Source organism: Micromonospora sp. LOL_013, assembly GCF_048060315.1.
Classification (GTDB): domain Bacteria; phylum Actinomycetota; class Actinomycetes; order Mycobacteriales; family Micromonosporaceae; genus Micromonospora_E.
In genome coordinates, this window is sequence record NZ_JBHMIQ010000008.1 from 141,121 (window position 1) to 158,223 (window position 17,103).

The window sequence follows — 17,103 nt, forward strand, 5'->3', positions numbered from 1 at the left end:
GATCCTGCCGGCGGCGGTCCAGCAGGTTCGGGCTACGAGCCGCCAGCGTCGTCGCGGTCGGCGACGAACACCCCAAGCCCGTGTACGCCATGGACCAAGCGCTCCATCTGCAGCACGAGGATGGCGTGCCGGACGACGCCAGCGGAGACGCCGTATTCGGAGCGCATTTCGGCGGTCGAGGGCAGCTTGTCGCCTGGACTGAGCTGGCCGGACGCGATCTGCTCACGGACGTGATCGGCGATCTGCGCCCACTTCGGTTTGGCGGGCATCTGGACTCCCTGGTCTGCACCGCCATTTGATCACGCCCTGCGCTGGTCAGACAAGTAGAGACTAGTAGGGAGTTGACTTGTACAGACTAGTATGACAAAGTTCAGCCCGGCTCCTTGGTCTGCAAACCCGGAGCTGGTTCCCCGCAAGGAGCCTGGTCAGCCGGCCGCCCCGCCGGCTGACCAGGTGCGCCCTCTCCACGCCTGAACGGGAGGCACCGACCGGTGACATCCGACCCCCGACCCGCCCCGACACCGACCCCGACCGCCACGGTCAACCAGAGGCCAGCTACCTACTACACGGCGTACGCCCGCGACCGGGTCGTCGCGGCGCAACAGGCCGTCGACACGCACACCACGTCGGCGTACAACGGGTGTTGTCTGGGCTGCGGACGACCCGGCCCGTGCGCCGACCTGGCCGCCGCCGAAGCGACCCTGGCCCGCTACCACCGGCTGCCGTTCCGCCGGCCCGGTGCGACCCTGCTCGACCAGGCCCTGCTCGACCAGGCCCTGCTCGACCCGGCCCGGACCACCGACAACGACCGGGCACGGTTCACCTGGTGGCGGAGGCCGGCATGACCGACACACCAGTCGAGCAGAACGACCCCGCTGACGGGCAGGCGTTGCAGGTGGCCGCCGACATGATCGACGTGCTGCGGACCGTCGCCCTGGCGATGGAGACCGCCGTCACCCACGCCGACGAGCAACTGGCCGGCGTGCGGCACCCGGACGCCGGGCTGACCACCGACCGTTATCAGAATGCGCTGCACGAGGCGTGGGACGCGTACGGTGATGTTCTCGACGCCGTCAGCGCCGGACGCCCGCAGCTGCCGGGTGGCCGACCGGTCGCGGTCGCATCCATTCTGTACGGCCTGCAGACCGCCCGCCAGCACGCCGCGCACGCCGCCGCCCAGCTGCCCGACCTGCGGCACCGGCTGGCGTACGCCACGGACCGGCTGCACCGCAGCGAACACCCGCACGCCCAGGCCACCGCCGACCGGCTGGCCGTAGCGCTGAGCCGGCTGCGTGACGTCGAGATCAGTCTGAGCGTCGGCACCGGCGCGGTGGACCGCTACCTCGACGCCCTCGACGCCGGGGTCGATCCGCCGGCCGCGCGGACCGCCCGGCTGGCCGCGGTGCGGCCGATAGCCAGCCCCAACGGGGACGCCCTTGCCGTCGGCACCCGGATGGCGGCGACGGTGGTGGCCGCCAACCGTCGGCACCTGCGATTCCGGACCCGCTGGCAGGTGTTCCGTCGGACATTGTGGAACAACGTGAAGCGGGAGATGCGCCTGTGACGACCCAAAAGCCGGTGACGAACCAAAAGCCGGTGCCGACCAACCAGCCGGTGGCGGCGCTCAGCTATCTGATGGCCGGGCAGGTACATGCCCATGATCGCTGGGTGCAGCGGTTCACCGAAGCCGACCGCCAGCACTATCTTGACCTGCTCAGCGCGTTGTTCGTGCTCTGCGCCGACCGGCGGTTCCGCCGCGACGACCACGGCGCGGTGATCCGGTTCGTGGCCAGCGTCCGGGAACGCTTCGACCCCGACCGCACCCTGGTCGATCCGGTCATCGCGGAGAACCTGTTGCTGGCCGCGCTCGGCAGTCACGAGACACTGCCGGCCACCGCCGAGAACATCACCGTGCAGACGCTGCTGACCGTCGCCCTGGTCAGCGACGAGCAGCCCAGCCCGGCCGGCTACGACGCGCTGCTGCGCGAGGTTGACGCCATGGTCACCCCCGCCTCTCCCGTCGGCTAGGCATCCACCTCGAACGCCGATCCCTGGTGGACAACTCCGGAATATGCTGATGCCTTTGCGACCGACCGGAGGGGACTCGATGATGACCGGGAACAGCCCGCCACCCACGCTGCTGCTGAGGACCGCCGGTCAGTCCGTTCTGGATCCCGCGCGGCTGCTCGACGTCTTCGCCGCCCAACGGCGGCAGCTCTGCGCCGACCTGCGGACTCTGAGCCCTGAGCAGTGGTCCTCGCCGACCCGCTGTCCCGGCTGGTCGGTGCAGGACACCGTCCGGCACCTGGGCGACGTCACCGTTGCGATGGCTCCCGATCCGGGCGACCAGATGTTCGACGTGACAGCCGGGTTCGACCCCCGGACCACTCCCCGCCACTGGCTGGCGGCATCGACCGGCGAGTCGCCGACCGACACCCTCGACCGGCTCGTCGCGACGACGGAGAAGTCGCTCGCCGTGGCCCGGGACCGGCTGGCCCGCGACGACCGGTTCGACGTCGTCCTGCCGTACGGACCGATGGACTGGACGGTGCAGGCGCTGCACGTGCTGTGGGACTCGTGGCTGCACGAACGCGACATCTTCCTGCCGCTCGGCGTCGACCGCCCGACCAGCCCCGAAGCGACCAGCTGCGCGACCGCGTACGGGCTGTTCATCGCGGCGGCGGTGGCGCAGAAATTCGGTGCCCAGGCACGTCAGCGTCTTGACCTCGGTGGCGACGGCGGCGGCGTCTTCGAGGTGGTCGCCGACGAATCGGTGACGCTGACCGCGACGCCTGCCGCGACTCGGGCGGAGTCGGCCGCCCCGCCGGCCGCCGAGGTCGCCGACGCGCTGGCCGGTCGCGGCTCGGCCACGGTGCTCGACGGCGTGCCCGACGAGTCGCGTACCGCACTGACCGTCCTCGCCACCTTCTTCACGACCCCGGCCGAGTAGGCCATGGTCTGACGTAGCACGGCATCGGCCGGGTGACGATCCGGCCGCAGGCTATCGACTAATCAGCGGACCTCGTTCACTTATGGGGTGGTTTTGCGCTCTTAGTGAGGTAATTCGGCAAACGTCGCTCTAGCGGTGAAAAGCACTGATAGAACTGTCCGTACCCGTCGGGGTTCGGAGAGTGGGTGCGTAGCGATGACCAGTTCCGAGCTGGCCACGACGGACGTGCCGGCGGGTATGTCCGGCGCGTCCGGCACGGTAACCACCGCTCGGGACCGGGAAAAGCCGCCCGGGCCGGCTCAGGGTCCGGCCCGCCCGGTCGCGCTCGGTGGCCGTGGGCACGGCACGTTCCGGCGCGACATCGAAGGGCTGCGCGGGGTCGCCGTACTGCTCGTCGTGCTCTACCACGCGGGCGTCCCACTGTTCGGCGGCGGCTACGTCGGCGTTGACGTCTTCTACGTCATCTCCGGCTTCGTGGTCACCTCGGTGCTGCTGCGCGAGTACGCCACCGACGGCACCATCTCCATCCTCGGCTTCTACGCCCGGCGCGCCCGGCGGCTGCTGCCCGCCGCCGTCCTGGTGCTGGTCACCACCCTGGTCGCCGCCTGGTGGTGGCTGCCGCTGCAACTGCAGTGGATCGCCACCCAGGCGATCGCGAGCGCCGCGTACTGCGTGAACTTCCTGCTGGCCCGTAACAGCGTCGACTACCTGGACACAATGCGCCGGGAGTCGCCGCTGGAGCACTACTGGTCGTTGGCGGTCGAGGAGCAGTTCTACCTGTGCTGGCCGCTGCTGCTGCTCGTGCTGCTCGGCTGGCCCCGCCTGCTGCGCTGGCGTCCGGGTGATCTGCGGCCGGTGCTGGTCGTCGTGGCTGGCGTCGCCGCGCTCTCCTTCGCGCTCTGCGTCTGGCTGACCGCCACGTCGCCCGGGTACGCGTACTTCGGCTCCCCGGCGCGGGCCTGGCAGCTACTGGCCGGCGTGCTGATCGCCCTCGGGGCCGGTGCCGTGTCGCGACTGCCGGCCCGGCTCGCCGCCGGCCTGGCCTGGACCGGGCTGGCCGCCGTGCTGGCCGCCGCCCTGCTGTTCGACAGCACCACCCCGTTCCCGGGTTACCCGGCGCTGCTGCCGGTCGCCGGTGCGGCGCTGGTGATCGCCGCCGGCTGCGCGCCGCACACCGGTGGAGCTGCCGGGCTGCTCGCCCTGCGTCCACTGCAGTGGATCGGCCGGCTGTCGTACTCGTGGTACCTGTGGCACTGGCCGTTCCTGGTGATCGGCGCGGCCCTGCTCGGCGGGCACGGCACGATCGGGCAGAACCTGGGCCTGGTCGGCGGTGCGTTGGTCGCCGCCGCCGGCACGTACCTGCTCGTCGAGGCCCCGTTGCGGCGGCGTCGGCATGCGCTCCGGCCGTGGCGCACCGTCGGCCTGGCAGCCGTGGCGTCCGCCGTCGTCGTCGCGGTGGCGGTGCCGGCGCTGGCGATGAAACCGACGCTGGTGGGGCCGGGCCGCCCGGTCGACACCGTCGCCACCCTGGCCGCCTCGGCCGACGTCGAGCGTGACCTGGCCCGGCTGGTCACCGCCAGCGCCGAGACCGGCCCGGTGCCGGCCAACCTGACCCCGCCGCTGCCCGAGGTGACCACCGACATCCCGGCCGTGTTCCACGACGGCTGCGTGGTGCTGCGGATCACCGACACCGGCACCGACCACCCGTGCGGGTACGGCGACCCGGACGCGCGGCAGACCGTGGTGCTGTTCGGCGACTCGCACGCGGGCAGCTGGTTCCCGGCGGTGCGCCGGCTGGCCGACGAGCGCGGCTGGCGACTGGTCGTCATGGTCAAGGGTTTCTGCAGCGCCGCGTCGGTGCGGTTCCACCTGGACTCGGTCAACCGGCCGTACGACGAGTGCGTCCAGTGGCGGGAGCAGGCCCTGCGACGGATCGGCGAGCTGCGACCCGCGCTGGTGATCACCTCGTCGACCAACTACACCTTCGGTGACCCGATCGGCGTGTTCACCGACCGTGACCGGGTCTGGACCGACGGCTGGGCGCGGACCGTCGACACGATCAGGTCCACCGGCAGCGAAGTGGTGCTGATCGGTGACGTGCCGTGGCTGCCGGCGACCGTGGTCGACTGCCTGGCGCTGCACCTGGCCGACGCGCGGACCTGTCACGGTGCGGTGTCCGACGTGGTGCTGGAGCCTCGTCGACGGCAGATGATCGCCTCCGCCGCGCGGGACCGGGGCGCACTGGTCGTCGACCCGACCCCGTGGTTCTGCACGTCGACGGTCTGCCCGGCGCTGGTCGGCAACGTGGTCACCCTGCGCGACGGTAACCACATCTCGGCCACCTACTCGCGGTTGTTGTGGCGGGCGCTGGACGAGCGGATCGGGCTGGCGGGCGCCTAGTGGACACCCGGACCGGGCCGGGCCCAAGTGACGACGCGCGTACGCCGGCGACGAGCTGGGTGCTGGCCGCCACCCTGATCCCGTCCGCCAGCGCGGTGCTGGCCTGCGTGGACCCGCGGCTGCGGCACTGGTTTCTGATCCCGGTCACGGTCTGCGGCGTACTGATCGGCGCCGACGCCTTCGAATGGTTGCGGCGGCGGCGCGACGTGTTCGACCCGCAGGCGATCCTCGGCCTGTTCGGCGTCCACTTCTACTACCTCGCGCCGGTGCTGCACGTGCTGCTGGATCACTGGCCGCCGCTTCTGCACCCGTCGGCGGCGGGGTGGCGATCGGCGTTGGGTGCGATGGCACTGCTGAACATGGTCGGGCTGGTCGTCTACCGGGTGGTCCTGTCGCTGCCCGGTCGCGGTCCACGGCCGGTCGGGCCACCCCGGCTCGACCCGGCGCGTTTCCAATCGGTCGCCCTGATGGCCGTCGTCGTCGGTGTCCTGGCGTTCGGGGCCGAGGTGGTACTGCTCGGCGGGCCGGGTGGCTTCCTGACGGCGATGACGCAGGACCGCACCGCCCTGGCCGGGATGGGCTGGCTGCTGCTGCTGAGCGAGTCCTTTCCGCTGCTGCTGTTCTGCCTGGTCCTGGTGCGCTGGCGGCAGCTGCTGCGCCGCCGCGTCGACCTGGTGGTGCTGCTGCTGGTCGGCCTGGTCGCGGTCCAGTTCCTGGTGGGTGGCCTGCGGGGCAGCCGGTCGGCGGTGCTGTGGCCGCTGGTGCTCGGCCTGGTCCTGGTGCATCTGCTGGTGCGGCCGATCACCCGCAAGGCGTTCGTCGCCGCGGCTGCGGCGGTGGTTGTGTTCGTGTACGCCTACGGGCTCTACAAGGGTGCCGGGGTGGAGGTCGTCGACATCGCCAAGGGCACCCGTACCGTCGAGGAGGTCTCCACGGAGACGGGCCGTGACCTGCCGACGGTGCTGCTGGCCGATCTGGGTCGGGCGGATGTCCAGGCGCTGCTGCTGGACCGGCAACGCCTCGGGGCCGCCGACTGGAGCTACGGGAGCACCTACGTCGCCGCACCGCTGTTGCTGGTGCCCGGCAGCGCGGGTGCCGAGCGGTTCCGGAGCAAGTCGGCAATCGGTACGGACGTGCTGTACGGGCCGGGCGTGTACGACTCCGGCCTGCGGTCGCAACGGGTCTTCGGCGTCACTGGCGAGGCGATCCTCAACTTCGGACCGGCCGGCGGCCTGCTGTCGTTCGTGTTCCTCGGGCTGTTCCTGCGGTTCGCCACCCGGTACTACGCGCAGGCGCGGCGTCGTGACGCCCTCGCCGCGAAGCTGCTCTGCCTGCCGCTGTGCGCGATCACGATCATCCTGGTCACCGCCGATCTGGACAACATCCTGGCTTTCTACCTCGGTGAGGCGCTGCCGCTGGCGATTGTGGTGCTCTGCGCGATCGCGCGCCGGCCACGGACGGCCGTCGATCATCGTCAATACCGACAATCAGGGCCTAACGCTCTGCTAGCCTCAAATCATCTCAAATAGCCGAAGGGGTGCACCGGTGGACGACATGCATGTCGTGATCATGGCGGGCGGCCGAGGGGTACGACTACGGCCGTACACCACCGCGCTGCCCAAGCCGCTGGTGCCGATCGGCGAGCACTTCGCGATCCTCGACGTGGTCCTGCACCAGCTGGCCGCCTGCGGATTCCGGACCGTGACCATCGCGATCAACCACCACGGCTCGCTGATCCGGGCGTTCGTCGGCGACGGCTCCCGGCACGGACTGTCCGTCGACTACGCCCAGGAGCGGACTCCGTTGTCCACCGTCGGACCACTGTTCACGATGCGCGACCGGCTGCCGGAGCGCTTCCTGGTGATGAACGGCGACATCCTGACCAACCTCGACTACGCCGACCTGCTACGCGCCCACACCGACTCGGGCGCCCCGGTGACCGTGGCGACTTTTCGGCGCAAGGTGCAAATTGACTTCGGAGTGCTGGCCGTTGAGGGCGACAAGGTCGTCGAGTTCAAGGAGAAGCCCACCTTGGACTACCGGGTCAGCATGGGCGTGTACGGGCTTACCAGGCAGACGATCGCGGCGTACCCGAGCGGCATCGCCTTCGGCTTCGACCAGCTGATGCTCGACCTGATCGGCCAGGGCAACCCGCCAGCCGCCTACGACTTCAACGGCTACTGGCTCGACATCGGTCGACCCGAGGACTACGACGAGGCGAACCGCAGCTTCGAGACGTTGAAACCGATCCTGCTGCCGGCCGCGCTGCGGGAGTCCGCATGAGCGTGGGCCCGGCCCGGACAGATCTCGATTCCGGACAAGGAGCGACAATGGCAAACCGGATCGGCATCGTGGGAATGGGGTATGTCGGGCTGACCCTGGCAGCCGGCCTGGCCCGCAACGGATGCGAGGTGCACGGCGTCGACAGCGAGCCGCGCGTCCGGGAGGAGCTGTCGGCCGGCCGGGTCCATCTGTACGAGCCGGGCCTGGCCGAAGCGCTACGGGACACCCTCGGCCGCAACCTGTTCGTTCACCCGGCGCTTCCGCCGGACCTCGACGCCGCCGTCATCTGCGTGTCGACTCCGGTCCGCGACGACACCCGGCAGCCGGACCTGACCAACGTCGCGGCCGCCGCAACCGAGATCGCCCGGCGCTGCGGATCGCAGACCCTGGTCGTGGTGCGCAGCACCGTGCCGGTCGGCACCAGCCGGCGGGTCGTCCTGCCGGCGTTGACCGCCGCCTGGGGCCGGGCCCGGCTGGTGATGGCACCGGAACGGACCATCCAGGGGCAGGCGCTGCGCGAGCTCACCGAACTGCCCCAGGTGGTCGGTGGTCTCGACGACAACAGCCGACGCGCCGGGGTGGCCCTGTTCGGCCGGCTCGCCCGGCAGGTCGTCCCGGTCTCCAGCCTGGAGACCGCCGAGCTGGTGAAGCTGGCCAACAACTGCCACACCGACCTGATCTACGCGTACGGCAACGAGGTCGCCCTGCTCGCCGGGGCGCACGGGGTGGACCCGTTGGAGGTCATCCGGGCCGCCAACCACGACTACCCCCGACCCGACCTGGCCCGACCCGGCTTCGTCGGCGGAAGTTGCCTGTCCAAGGACCCGTATCTGTTCGGCGCCTCTGCACCGGCGCACACCCCACTGCTCGTCGCCGCGGCCCGGCGACGCAACGAGCAGCTGCCGGTACAGGTGGCGGAGACCGTCGTCCGGCGACTGCGACAACTGCGTGGCGCGACCGCTGGCGCGACCCTCGCCGTCCTCGGCTGGGCGTACAAGGGCTGGCCGCCTACCGACGACATGCGCGGCGCGGCGGTCGTGGCGATGCTGCCGGCGTTCGGCCGGGCCGGGCTACGGGTGCTCGGCCACGACCCGCTGGTCGCCGACGAGGTCATCCGGGCCCACGGCGGCGAGCCGGTCAGCCTCGACAAGGCGTTCAGCGAGGCCGACGCGGTCCTGGTGCTCAACGACCACCCCGACTACCGGGGGCTGCCGGTGGGCACGCTGCTGCCCGGCACCGCGGTCCGGTTCATCTATGACTCGTGGCGGATCCTCGACGAGGAGTCGGTGCGGGCGGCCGGGGTGCACTACGAGAGCCTGGGCTACCGGTCCGCCAGGGAGCCGGTGTGATGCGCGCGCTGGTCCTCGGCGGTGCCGGGTTCATCGGCCTGCACCTGGTACGCCGGCTGGTCGCCGACGGCCACGCGGTCACCGTGGTCGACGACTTCTCCCGGGGCCGCGATGACGCCGAACTCGCTCAGGTCTGCGCCGACCCGGCGGTCGAGGTGGTCGCCGGTGACCTCACCCGGGCCGCGACCTGGGCGGCGCTGCCCCGGCAATGGGACCAGGTCTACCTGCTGGCCGCCGTGGTCGGGGTGCGCAACGTCGAGGCCGACCCGGCCCGGGTGGTCCGGATCAACACGCTCGTCGCGCTGCACCTGATGGACTGGATCGCCGCCGCCGACCGGGTCTTCTTCAGCTCCACCAGCGAGGTGTACGCCGGCGCGGTCGACGCCGCAGTGGCCGCCGTACCGACCGGTGAGGACGTCCCGGCGATGGTGGCCGACGTGACGGCACCCCGCTTCGCGTACGCCACCAGCAAGCTGCTGGGCGAGGCGGCCGTGCTGCACGGGTCCCGCGCGGTCGGCGCACACGCCGTGGTGGGTCGATTCCACAACGTGTACGGGCCCCGGATGGGCACCGACCACGTGGTACCGGAGATGTCGCTGCGGGCGCTACGCGGCGAGGACCCGTTCCGGGTGCCGGGCGCCGACCAGTACCGCGCCTTCTGCTACGCCGACGACGCCGTCGAGGCGGTGGTCCGGCTGATGGCCACCCCCGACGCCGCCGGCCGGATCGTGCACATCGGCGACGACACGGAGCAGACCAACATCGCCGACCTGGCGAAACTGGTGCTGCGTACCGCCGGCAGCCACGCCAGCCTGCGGCCCGAGCCGGCGCCCGCCGGCTCGGTGCACCGACGCTGCCCGGACCTGGGTCGGCTGCGCCGGCTCACCGGCTACCAGCCGGCGGTCGCGCTGGAAGAGGGTGTCGGGCGGACCTTCACCTGGTACCGCGACCACGGCCGGCCGGTCGGCACCGAGGCCCCGACACCGCCAGGTGCAGGTGCGCCGGACCGGATCGAAGGGCAGGTGCCGTCGTGGCGGTGAGCCTGCGTCGCCGGATCCTCGACGTGGCCGACGACCGGGTCGATCCCCGGATCATCGCCGGGCTCGGCGGTATCGCGCTGTCACTGCGGTCCCGCTCGCGCTGCGTCGTGCGGTACGAGGAGGACACCTGGATTCACCGGTACCGGGGCGGGACGGTCGTCAACACCGAGCTGGGCGGGCTGTCCGCCGAGCGGGAGGACCTGGTCGTGCGGGACACCTTCCTGTACGGCTACCACCCGCGTTCCGGTGACACCGTCGTCGACATCGGCGCCGGCGTCGGCACCGAGGTCCGGTTGTTCTCCCGGGTCGTCGGTCAGCAGGGTCGGGTACTCAGCATCGAGGCGCACCCGCGTACCTTCCACTGCCTGCGCCGGACCGTGCAGCTGAACCGGCTGTCCAACGTGACGCTGCTGGAGTGCGCGGTGGTCGGCGAGGCCGGTCCGGTCCGCATCGGCGAGGACGCGCTCAGCCACATCCGCAACGGGATCAGCCAGGAGGGCACCGGCGGGATCGAGGTCACCGGCCGCCAGCTGGACGAGATCCTGCGGACCTGCGGCGTCGACCGGGTCGACCTGCTCAAGATGAACATCGAAGGTGCCGAGCTTGGCGTGCTGGAGGGGGCCCGCGACGTACTCGACGTGGTCGGCAACCTCGTCGTGTCCTGCCACGACTTCAAGGCCGAGGGCCCGGCCGACGCGTGGATGCGCACCTTCGCCCCGGTCAAGGCGCTGCTGCGCGACGCCGGGTACACGATCACCACCCGACCGGCCGACCCCCGGCCGTGGATCCCGTACTACGTGTACGCCTCCCGGGGCAGGCAGTGATGCGGCTGTTCTACATCGGCGGGATCGGCCGCAGCGGCAGCACCCTGGTCGAGCGGGTGCTCAACGAGCTGCCCGGGGTGTGCGGGCTGGGCGAGGTCGCGCAGGTCTGGGACAACGGGGTACGGGACAACCGACGCTGCGGGTGCGGTGCGGCGTTCCGGGACTGCCCGCTGTGGAGCGAAATCGGCGAGTACGCCTTCGGTGGCTGGGACAACGTCGACCTCGCCCGGATCACCTGGCTGCGCGCCGTCGTCGGCCAGACCCGGCACGTCGGGCTGCTCGCCGCCCCACGGCTCGGTGAGCGGCGTCGGGCCCGGCTGATCGAGTACGTCGACTACCACGCACGCATCTACGCCGCCGCCGCGGCGGTGACCGGGGCCCGGGTCGTCGTCGACTCGTCCAAGGACACCGCGTTGGCGTACGGCCTGCGCTGGGCCGGTCCGGCCGATCTGCGGATCCTGCACCTGGTGCGGGATCCGAGGGGAGTGGCGTACTCCTGGATGCGCCGGGTGCACGACCCGGAGTCCGACACCGACGTCGCGGTGCCCCGGTTCCCGGCGGCCCGGTGCGCGCTGACCTGGAGCGGGCACAACGCCGCGTACGACCTGCTGGGCCGGCTGGGCCGGCGGCGGCACGGCGCGGTCGCCGGGCGGCTGGTGCACCGGATGCGGTACGAGGAGTTCCTCGCCGACCCGCCGGGTACGGCCGGGACGCTGAGCCGGCTCGCCGGTCTGCCCCAGACCGGGCTGGATCTGTCCTATCTGTCCGGTGGAGAGGTGGAGCTGGGCGAACTACACAGCGTCTCCGGCAACCGGATGCGGTTCACCACCGGCCGTCTCGCGTTGCGGATCGACGACGCCTGGCACACCGGACTGCCGGCCGCCGCCCGCCGGACCCTCACTGGGCTGTGCGCGCCGCTGCTGCGCCGGTACGGCTACCACCGTGCCCGGCCACCTGAGCCGTCAGCGTCCGAGACGGCGGAGATTGGGCCCGAGACGGATGATCGACTGAAAGTGTAGCTATCGCGCTGAACAGGGGATTTCCGACGGATGCCGGGGAGGGACGATGCGAGTGGTGGTGACCATCGAGGCGCGGTTCGCCCGCACCCCGGACGGCGCGATCTGGGCCCGGACCGGGCAGGACCACCAGTTCTGGAGCGGGTACCTGGCGGCGTTCGACGAGGTCCGGGTCGTCGCCCGGGTACGCGACGCGGCCGAGCCGGCCGCTGAGGCGAAACGGGTCGACGGCCCCGGCGTCGAGGTCTGGCCGGTGCCGTACTACCTCGGGCCGTACCGCTACCTCGCCCAGCGGAAGGCGATTGGCCGGGCCGTGCGCGATGCCGCCGGCTCGCAGGACGCGGTGATCCTGCGGGCGCCGTCGCCGATCGGCACGCTGCTGGCCACCGCCCGGGACCGCCGTCGCCTGCCGTACGCGATGGAAGTGGTCGGTGATCCGTACGACCTGTTCGCCCCCGGGGTGGTGGACCACCCCCTGCGGCCCGTCCTGCGGCGGCTGTACGTCGACCGGTTGCGCCGGCAGTGCCGCCGCGCTGTCGGTGCCGCCTACGTCACCGACCGTTTCCTGCAGGACAGGTACCCGACCTCGGTGGGCGCGGTGAGCGTCGCGGTGTCCGATGTCAACCTCACTCCGGTCGCGTACGTCGACACCGCCCGGACCATCGGACGGACCGGGACCGTCGCACCGACCCGGCAGCCCGCCACCCTGATCTCCGTCGGCTCGCTCGAACAGCGGTACAAGGGCATCGACACCCTCATCGCCGCACTCGCCACCCTGACCGCCGACGGCCGGGCGGTCCGCCTGGTCCACGTCGGCGACGGACGGCACCGCGCCGAGCTGGCCGACCTTGCCCGCCGGTACGGCGTCGCCGACCGTGTCGTCCTGACCGGCGCGCTGCCCGGCGGGGACGCCGTCCGCCGGCAACTCGACGCCGCCGACCTGTTCGTCATGCCGTCGCGCACCGAAGGGCTGCCCCGGGCGCTGATCGAAGCGATGGCGCGGGCACTGCCCGCGATCGGTTCACCTGTCGGCGGCATTCCCGAGCTGCTGCCACCCGGGTTCCTGGTCCCGCCGGACGACCCGGGCCGGTGGGCCGGCGCCGTCGCGGCGCTACTGGACCGCCCGGAGCTGATGGCCGCCGCGTCCGCCCGCAACCTCACCCGGGCCCGGGACTTCTCGGCCGATGTGCTCACCGCCCGGCGGACCGCCTACTACCAGGCGGTCGCCGAGGCGACCGTCGAGCGCACCGGAGGTCGCACCGGAGGTCGCGCCGGAGGGCCCGGCCGAGCCACCCAGAGGAGCTACGTGTGACCCGCCCAACTGCCATCCCAACCGAAGCTCCACCACAGGCGGGATCGCACCGCCCGGCCGGCAGAGCCGTGCACGTCGTCCACGTCATCGGCACGCTGGACCGCGGCGGCGCGGAGACGCTCTCGCTCGACATGTGCCGGGCCGTCCCGGCCACCGAGGTGCGCCAGACGTTCATCACCATGGGCGGACGGGCCGGCAGCCTGGCACCACAGTTCCGGGCTGCCGGGGCGGCGGTCGTCCAGGTCCCGCAGCGTCCTGCCCTCACCTTCCCGCTGCGACTGCGTCGCTGCCTGCGCCGGCGGCGGCCCGACGTCGTCGTGTCACACATCAGCCTGTTCAGCGCGGTGGTGCTGGCGGTAGCCGCCGGGATGGGCGTGCCGGTGCGCATCGCCCGCATGTGGAGCGAAGGGGACGGCCGCCGCGACACGGTCGCCCGCCGGCTGCTACGCGCCGCCCTGCGCCGCCTGCTGCATGTGGTCGCCACCGACATCGTCGCGGTCAGCGACGCGGCGATGGCGTACGCCGGCCGTCACGTCGGCATGCCCGGCTGCCGAATCCTCTACAACAGCGTCGACGCGACCCGGGTCGTCGGCGGCGACCGGGAATCGGCCCGCCGACGGTGGGGCATCCCACCCGAGGCCATGGTCATCGGCTACATCGGCCGGTCCGCGCCGGAGAAGAACCGGCCGTTCCTGGTTGACGTGCACCGTGCGGTCCAGGCCCGGACCGACGCCCCAGGCGGTACGGCGTCGCCAGCGGGCGCGGCAGGGCCGGCGGGTACGGCTCCGCCGGATACCCGGCTGCTCATCGTCGGGCCGTGCGGGGTCGACGACGTGGTGTCGGCCCACCCGGATGTGCCGGACGACCCGACGGTGATCCTCGGCGGAGAAGTGGACGAGATCGCCCCGGTGCTCGCCGCCGCCGACGTGTTCGTCCTGCCCTCCCACTGGGAGGGGTTGCCCGGCGTGGTGCTCGAAGCGCTCGCCGCCGGGCTACCCGTCGTAGCCACCGATCTGCCCTGCCTGCGCGAGGCGTCCCGGTACGTCGACGGCCTCACCCTCGTCGACCTTTCGGCCGGCGCGCACCGGTGGGCCGAGGCGGTGCTGCGCAGCGCCCGGACCGGCCCGGCCGACCGGGACCGGATCCGGGCGAGCTTCGCGACCTCACCGTTCCAGACCCGGCACGCCGCGGCACAGTGGCGGTCGCTGTGGCGGGCCGAGGCGCGGTGACCCGCGACCGGCGGTCCACCCTGGCTCTGCTGGCCGGCTCCAGCGCCGTCCAGATGAGCAGCAACATGGTGGCGGCGCTGCTGGCCGCCAGCGTGCTCGGCCCGCACGGTCGCGGTCTGATGGTGCTGGGCGTGTCCACCGCCGGCATCGTCCCGCTGCTCGCCGGCCTCGGCACCGGACCGCAACTGCGTTCGGCGTATCCGGTGGTGGGCGGCGGCGCCCGGCGACGCGACCTGGTCGCCAGCTACACCTGGTGGTCGGTGGCGGCCACGGTCAGCGCCGCCGTACTCGCCGTCGCGGTGTCGGCGCTGTCCGCGCCGCTGATCGCCCCGGCGCTCGCCGACCCCCGCTACCTGCTCGCCCTGTCGGTGCTGACCTGCGGGTACGTCGCCCACACCCAGTTACCCGACGGCTGGTACGCGGCCGGTCTGTTCCGGTCCGGCAGTCTCTGGGCGATGGCGACCACGCTCGGCGGCGGGCTCGGCCTGCTCGTCGCGGTCACCGTCGCACCGAGCGTCTGGTCGCTGCTGCTCGGGCAGGGGGCCGGCATGCTGACGGCGACCACCGCGCAGGTCGTCGCGCTGCGGGCCACCGGGCTGCTCTGCTTCCAGACCCCGACCCGACGCGAACTGTCCCGACTGCTCGGCCGGGGCTGCCGCGCACTCGGTCTCACCCTCGGGCTGGCCCTGGCGCTGCGGCTGGACCGCTACGTACTCGGCGCGCTCACCGGGGCGGCGGCGGTCGGTGTCTACTCGGTGGCGTCCACCCTCGGCCAGGTGCCGAGGATGGTGCCGAACGCGATCGGCCAGCTGGTCAACCGGGACGCGGCCGTCGCGTCCGGACCGTTGCGCCCGGTCCGCACGGTCGCGGTGACCGCCGGCGCGGTGACCGCTGTCGGCGCGGTGACCGGGCTGCTGGGCTGGCTGGTGGTCATCCCGCTGCTCGGCCCCGGGTTCGCCGCCGCCGGACCGCTGCTGGTGGTGCTGCTGGTCGCCGAGGTCGCGTTCGTGCCGTACGCGGTGGCGAGCCGGGCGCTGCTCGGTGCCGGCCGGATGGGCGCGGTCGGTGCGTTCGGTTTGGCCTGGAGCGCGGCGGCGCTGGCGCTGTTCCTGCTGGCCGTCCAACTGTGGGGTACGGCGGGCGCGGCGGTCGCCTGCGTCGCCGTGTACGCCGGCATCTCGGCGTCGTCCTGGCTGCTGCTGACCCGCCGGGCCGCCCCCCGGTCTGCTCGCCGCCGACCAGGTGCGGACCGCCGCCGACCAGGTGCGGACCGTCGGCGGGGACCGGGCGGACCCCGCCACACGGACTCCGCCGACCCGCGTCCCGAGCCAGCAGGCGACGCCCGACCGCGACCGTCCCCGCTCAGCCGGGTGTGACCCACCGACCAGTGATGGAGTGATGTCGATGCTTCCCTACGGGCGTCCCTGTCTGGACGAGTCCGACGCCGAAGCGGTCGCCGCCGCCGTACGCACCGAGTGGCTGACCGCCGGCCCGACCGTACGCCGGTTCGAGGGCGAGCTGGGCGGCTACCTCGGCGGGGTGGGCTGCGTCAGCGTCAGCTCCGGCACCGCCGCGTTGCACACCGCGTACGGTGCCGTCGGCCTGCGCCCCGGCGACGAGGTGGTCACCACGCCGTTGACCTTCGTCGCGACAGCGGCGACCGCCGCGCTGCACGGTGCCCGGGTGGTCTTCGCCGACGTCGAGGAGGCGACCGGCAACCTGGATCCGGCCGCCGTACAGGCCGCGGTGACCTCGCGGACCCGGGTGGTCACCGCCGTCGACTACGCCGGCCATCCCGCCGAGTACGGGCAGCTGCGCAAGGTCGCCGCCGACGCGGGGGCGCTGCTGTTCGACGACGCGGCGCACGCGATCGGGTCGACGTACCGTGGGGCGCCGGTCGGCGGGCTCGCCGACCTGACGACCTTTTCGTTCTTCCCGACCAAGAACCTCACCACCGGCGAGGGCGGCGCGGTGACCGGCACCGACCCGGACCTGCTGGACCGGGTACGCCGGTTCGCCAACCACGGCATGGTCCGCGACCCGCAGCAGCTGCGGTACGGCGACGAGGGCGGCTGGCACCAGGAGGTGCACAGCTTCGGTTTGAACTACCGGCTCTCCGACGTCCTCTGCGGGCTCGGGCTCAACCAGCTGACCCGGCTGTCCCGGTTCAAGGCCTACCGGGCCCGGCTGGCGGCCCGCTACCACGAACTGCTCGCCGATCTGCCGGGTCTGCGGCTGCCCGAGCAGCGGCCGTGGGTCGACCCGGTCTGGCATCTCTACCCGGTACGCGTTCTCGCTGGTCGCCGACGCGAGGTCTACGACCGGATGCGGGCGGCGGGCATCGGTGTCCAGGTCAACTACCTGCCGGTCTACCGGCATCCGGTGTTCGCCGACCTCGGTTACCGGCAGGGGCAATGCCCGACAGCGGAGGCGTACTACGCCGAGGAGCTGTCCCTGCCGATCCATCCCGACCTGACCGACGCCGACCAGGATTGCGTGGTTGACGCCCTGCGAACGATCTTGATGTGACCGGGACGATCCTCGGCTGGACATGGGTGGCCGGGCCATACGTTGAAGGGCCGGACCCCGGGGTACGGGGTCCGGCCCTTCGACGCTGTGTCTGCGGACGCTGTGCCTGCGGTCAGCTGTTCCAGTGCTGGGCGACCAGCTCGGCGGCCTGGGTCTCCCACTGGGCGTAGT

General features: G+C 72.2%; 16 protein-coding genes. 15 read left to right on the forward strand and 1 reads right to left on the reverse strand.

Annotation, left to right across the window (positions count from 1 at the left end):
- Positions 1–32 precede the first annotated feature (32 nt).
- Positions 33–269 carry a winged helix-turn-helix domain-containing protein gene (locus ACFHWS_RS07875; protein WP_416567903.1) on the reverse strand — a complete coding sequence of 79 codons (237 nt, stop codon included), beginning with the start codon at positions 267–269 and terminating at the stop codon, positions 33–35.
- Between the two features lie 222 nt (positions 270–491).
- Here ACFHWS_RS07875 and ACFHWS_RS07880 point away from each other — a divergent pair, with 222 nt between their 5' ends.
- The 15 genes from ACFHWS_RS07880 (at position 492) to ACFHWS_RS07950 (ending at position 16,932) form a co-directional block, all read left to right on the forward strand.
- Positions 492–845 (forward strand): hypothetical protein, encoded by a 354-nt coding sequence (locus ACFHWS_RS07880; RefSeq protein WP_416567904.1) that lies wholly within the window; start codon positions 492–494, stop codon positions 843–845.
- Positions 842–1,564, forward strand: coding sequence for a hypothetical protein (locus tag ACFHWS_RS07885; protein WP_416552718.1), 723 nt, complete (start codon positions 842–844; stop codon positions 1,562–1,564). The genes ACFHWS_RS07880 and ACFHWS_RS07885 overlap by 4 nt, the downstream gene beginning before the upstream one ends.
- A 14-nt stretch (positions 1,565–1,578) precedes the next feature.
- The gene (locus tag ACFHWS_RS07890) at positions 1,579–2,028 is read left to right on the forward strand and encodes a hypothetical protein (protein ID WP_416552720.1); all 450 of its coding nucleotides are present in this window, start codon (positions 1,579–1,581) and stop codon (positions 2,026–2,028) included.
- 79 nt (positions 2,029–2,107) lie between these two features.
- Positions 2,108–2,950: a maleylpyruvate isomerase family mycothiol-dependent enzyme gene (locus tag ACFHWS_RS07895; protein WP_416567905.1), complete on the forward strand. Its 843-nt coding sequence runs from the start codon at positions 2,108–2,110 to the stop codon at positions 2,948–2,950.
- Between the two features lie 195 nt (positions 2,951–3,145).
- Positions 3,146–5,350: an acyltransferase family protein gene (locus ACFHWS_RS07900; RefSeq protein WP_416552724.1), complete on the forward strand. Its 2,205-nt coding sequence runs from the start codon at positions 3,146–3,148 to the stop codon at positions 5,348–5,350.
- Positions 5,350–6,879 carry a hypothetical protein gene (locus ACFHWS_RS07905; protein ID WP_416567906.1) on the forward strand — a complete coding sequence of 510 codons (1,530 nt, stop codon included), beginning with the start codon at positions 5,350–5,352 and terminating at the stop codon, positions 6,877–6,879. Before ACFHWS_RS07900 ends, ACFHWS_RS07905 begins: the two co-directional genes overlap by 1 nt.
- 25 nt (positions 6,880–6,904) lie before the next feature.
- A complete protein-coding gene (locus ACFHWS_RS07910) occupies positions 6,905–7,633 on the forward strand; it encodes a sugar phosphate nucleotidyltransferase (RefSeq protein WP_416552772.1) in 729 nt (242 codons plus the stop codon).
- 47 nt (positions 7,634–7,680) lie between these two features.
- Positions 7,681–8,982, forward strand: coding sequence for a nucleotide sugar dehydrogenase (locus tag ACFHWS_RS07915; RefSeq protein ID WP_416552728.1), 1,302 nt, complete (start codon positions 7,681–7,683; stop codon positions 8,980–8,982).
- A complete protein-coding gene (locus ACFHWS_RS07920; protein WP_416552730.1) occupies positions 8,982–10,022 on the forward strand; it encodes an NAD-dependent epimerase/dehydratase family protein in 1,041 nt (346 codons plus the stop codon). The genes ACFHWS_RS07915 and ACFHWS_RS07920 overlap by 1 nt, the downstream gene beginning before the upstream one ends.
- Complete coding sequence (locus ACFHWS_RS07925) at positions 10,013–10,846, forward strand: FkbM family methyltransferase (protein WP_416552732.1); 834 nt, start codon at positions 10,013–10,015, stop codon at positions 10,844–10,846. The genes ACFHWS_RS07920 and ACFHWS_RS07925 overlap by 10 nt, the downstream gene beginning before the upstream one ends.
- Positions 10,846–11,865, forward strand: coding sequence for a sulfotransferase (locus ACFHWS_RS07930; RefSeq protein ID WP_416552734.1), 1,020 nt, complete (start codon positions 10,846–10,848; stop codon positions 11,863–11,865). Before ACFHWS_RS07925 ends, ACFHWS_RS07930 begins: the two co-directional genes overlap by 1 nt.
- A 46-nt stretch (positions 11,866–11,911) precedes the next feature.
- Positions 11,912–13,174, forward strand: coding sequence for a glycosyltransferase (locus ACFHWS_RS07935; protein WP_416567907.1), 1,263 nt, complete (start codon positions 11,912–11,914; stop codon positions 13,172–13,174).
- Positions 13,171–14,403, forward strand: coding sequence for a glycosyltransferase (locus tag ACFHWS_RS07940; RefSeq protein ID WP_416567908.1), 1,233 nt, complete (start codon positions 13,171–13,173; stop codon positions 14,401–14,403). Before ACFHWS_RS07935 ends, ACFHWS_RS07940 begins: the two co-directional genes overlap by 4 nt.
- Positions 14,400–15,779, forward strand: a complete 1,380-nt coding sequence (locus ACFHWS_RS07945; RefSeq protein ID WP_416567909.1) for a lipopolysaccharide biosynthesis protein — start codon at positions 14,400–14,402, stop codon at positions 15,777–15,779. Before ACFHWS_RS07940 ends, ACFHWS_RS07945 begins: the two co-directional genes overlap by 4 nt.
- Before the next feature lie 19 nt (positions 15,780–15,798).
- Complete coding sequence (locus ACFHWS_RS07950) at positions 15,799–16,932, forward strand: DegT/DnrJ/EryC1/StrS family aminotransferase (protein WP_416552742.1); 1,134 nt, start codon at positions 15,799–15,801, stop codon at positions 16,930–16,932.
- Positions 16,933–17,103: the final 171 nt, after the last annotated feature.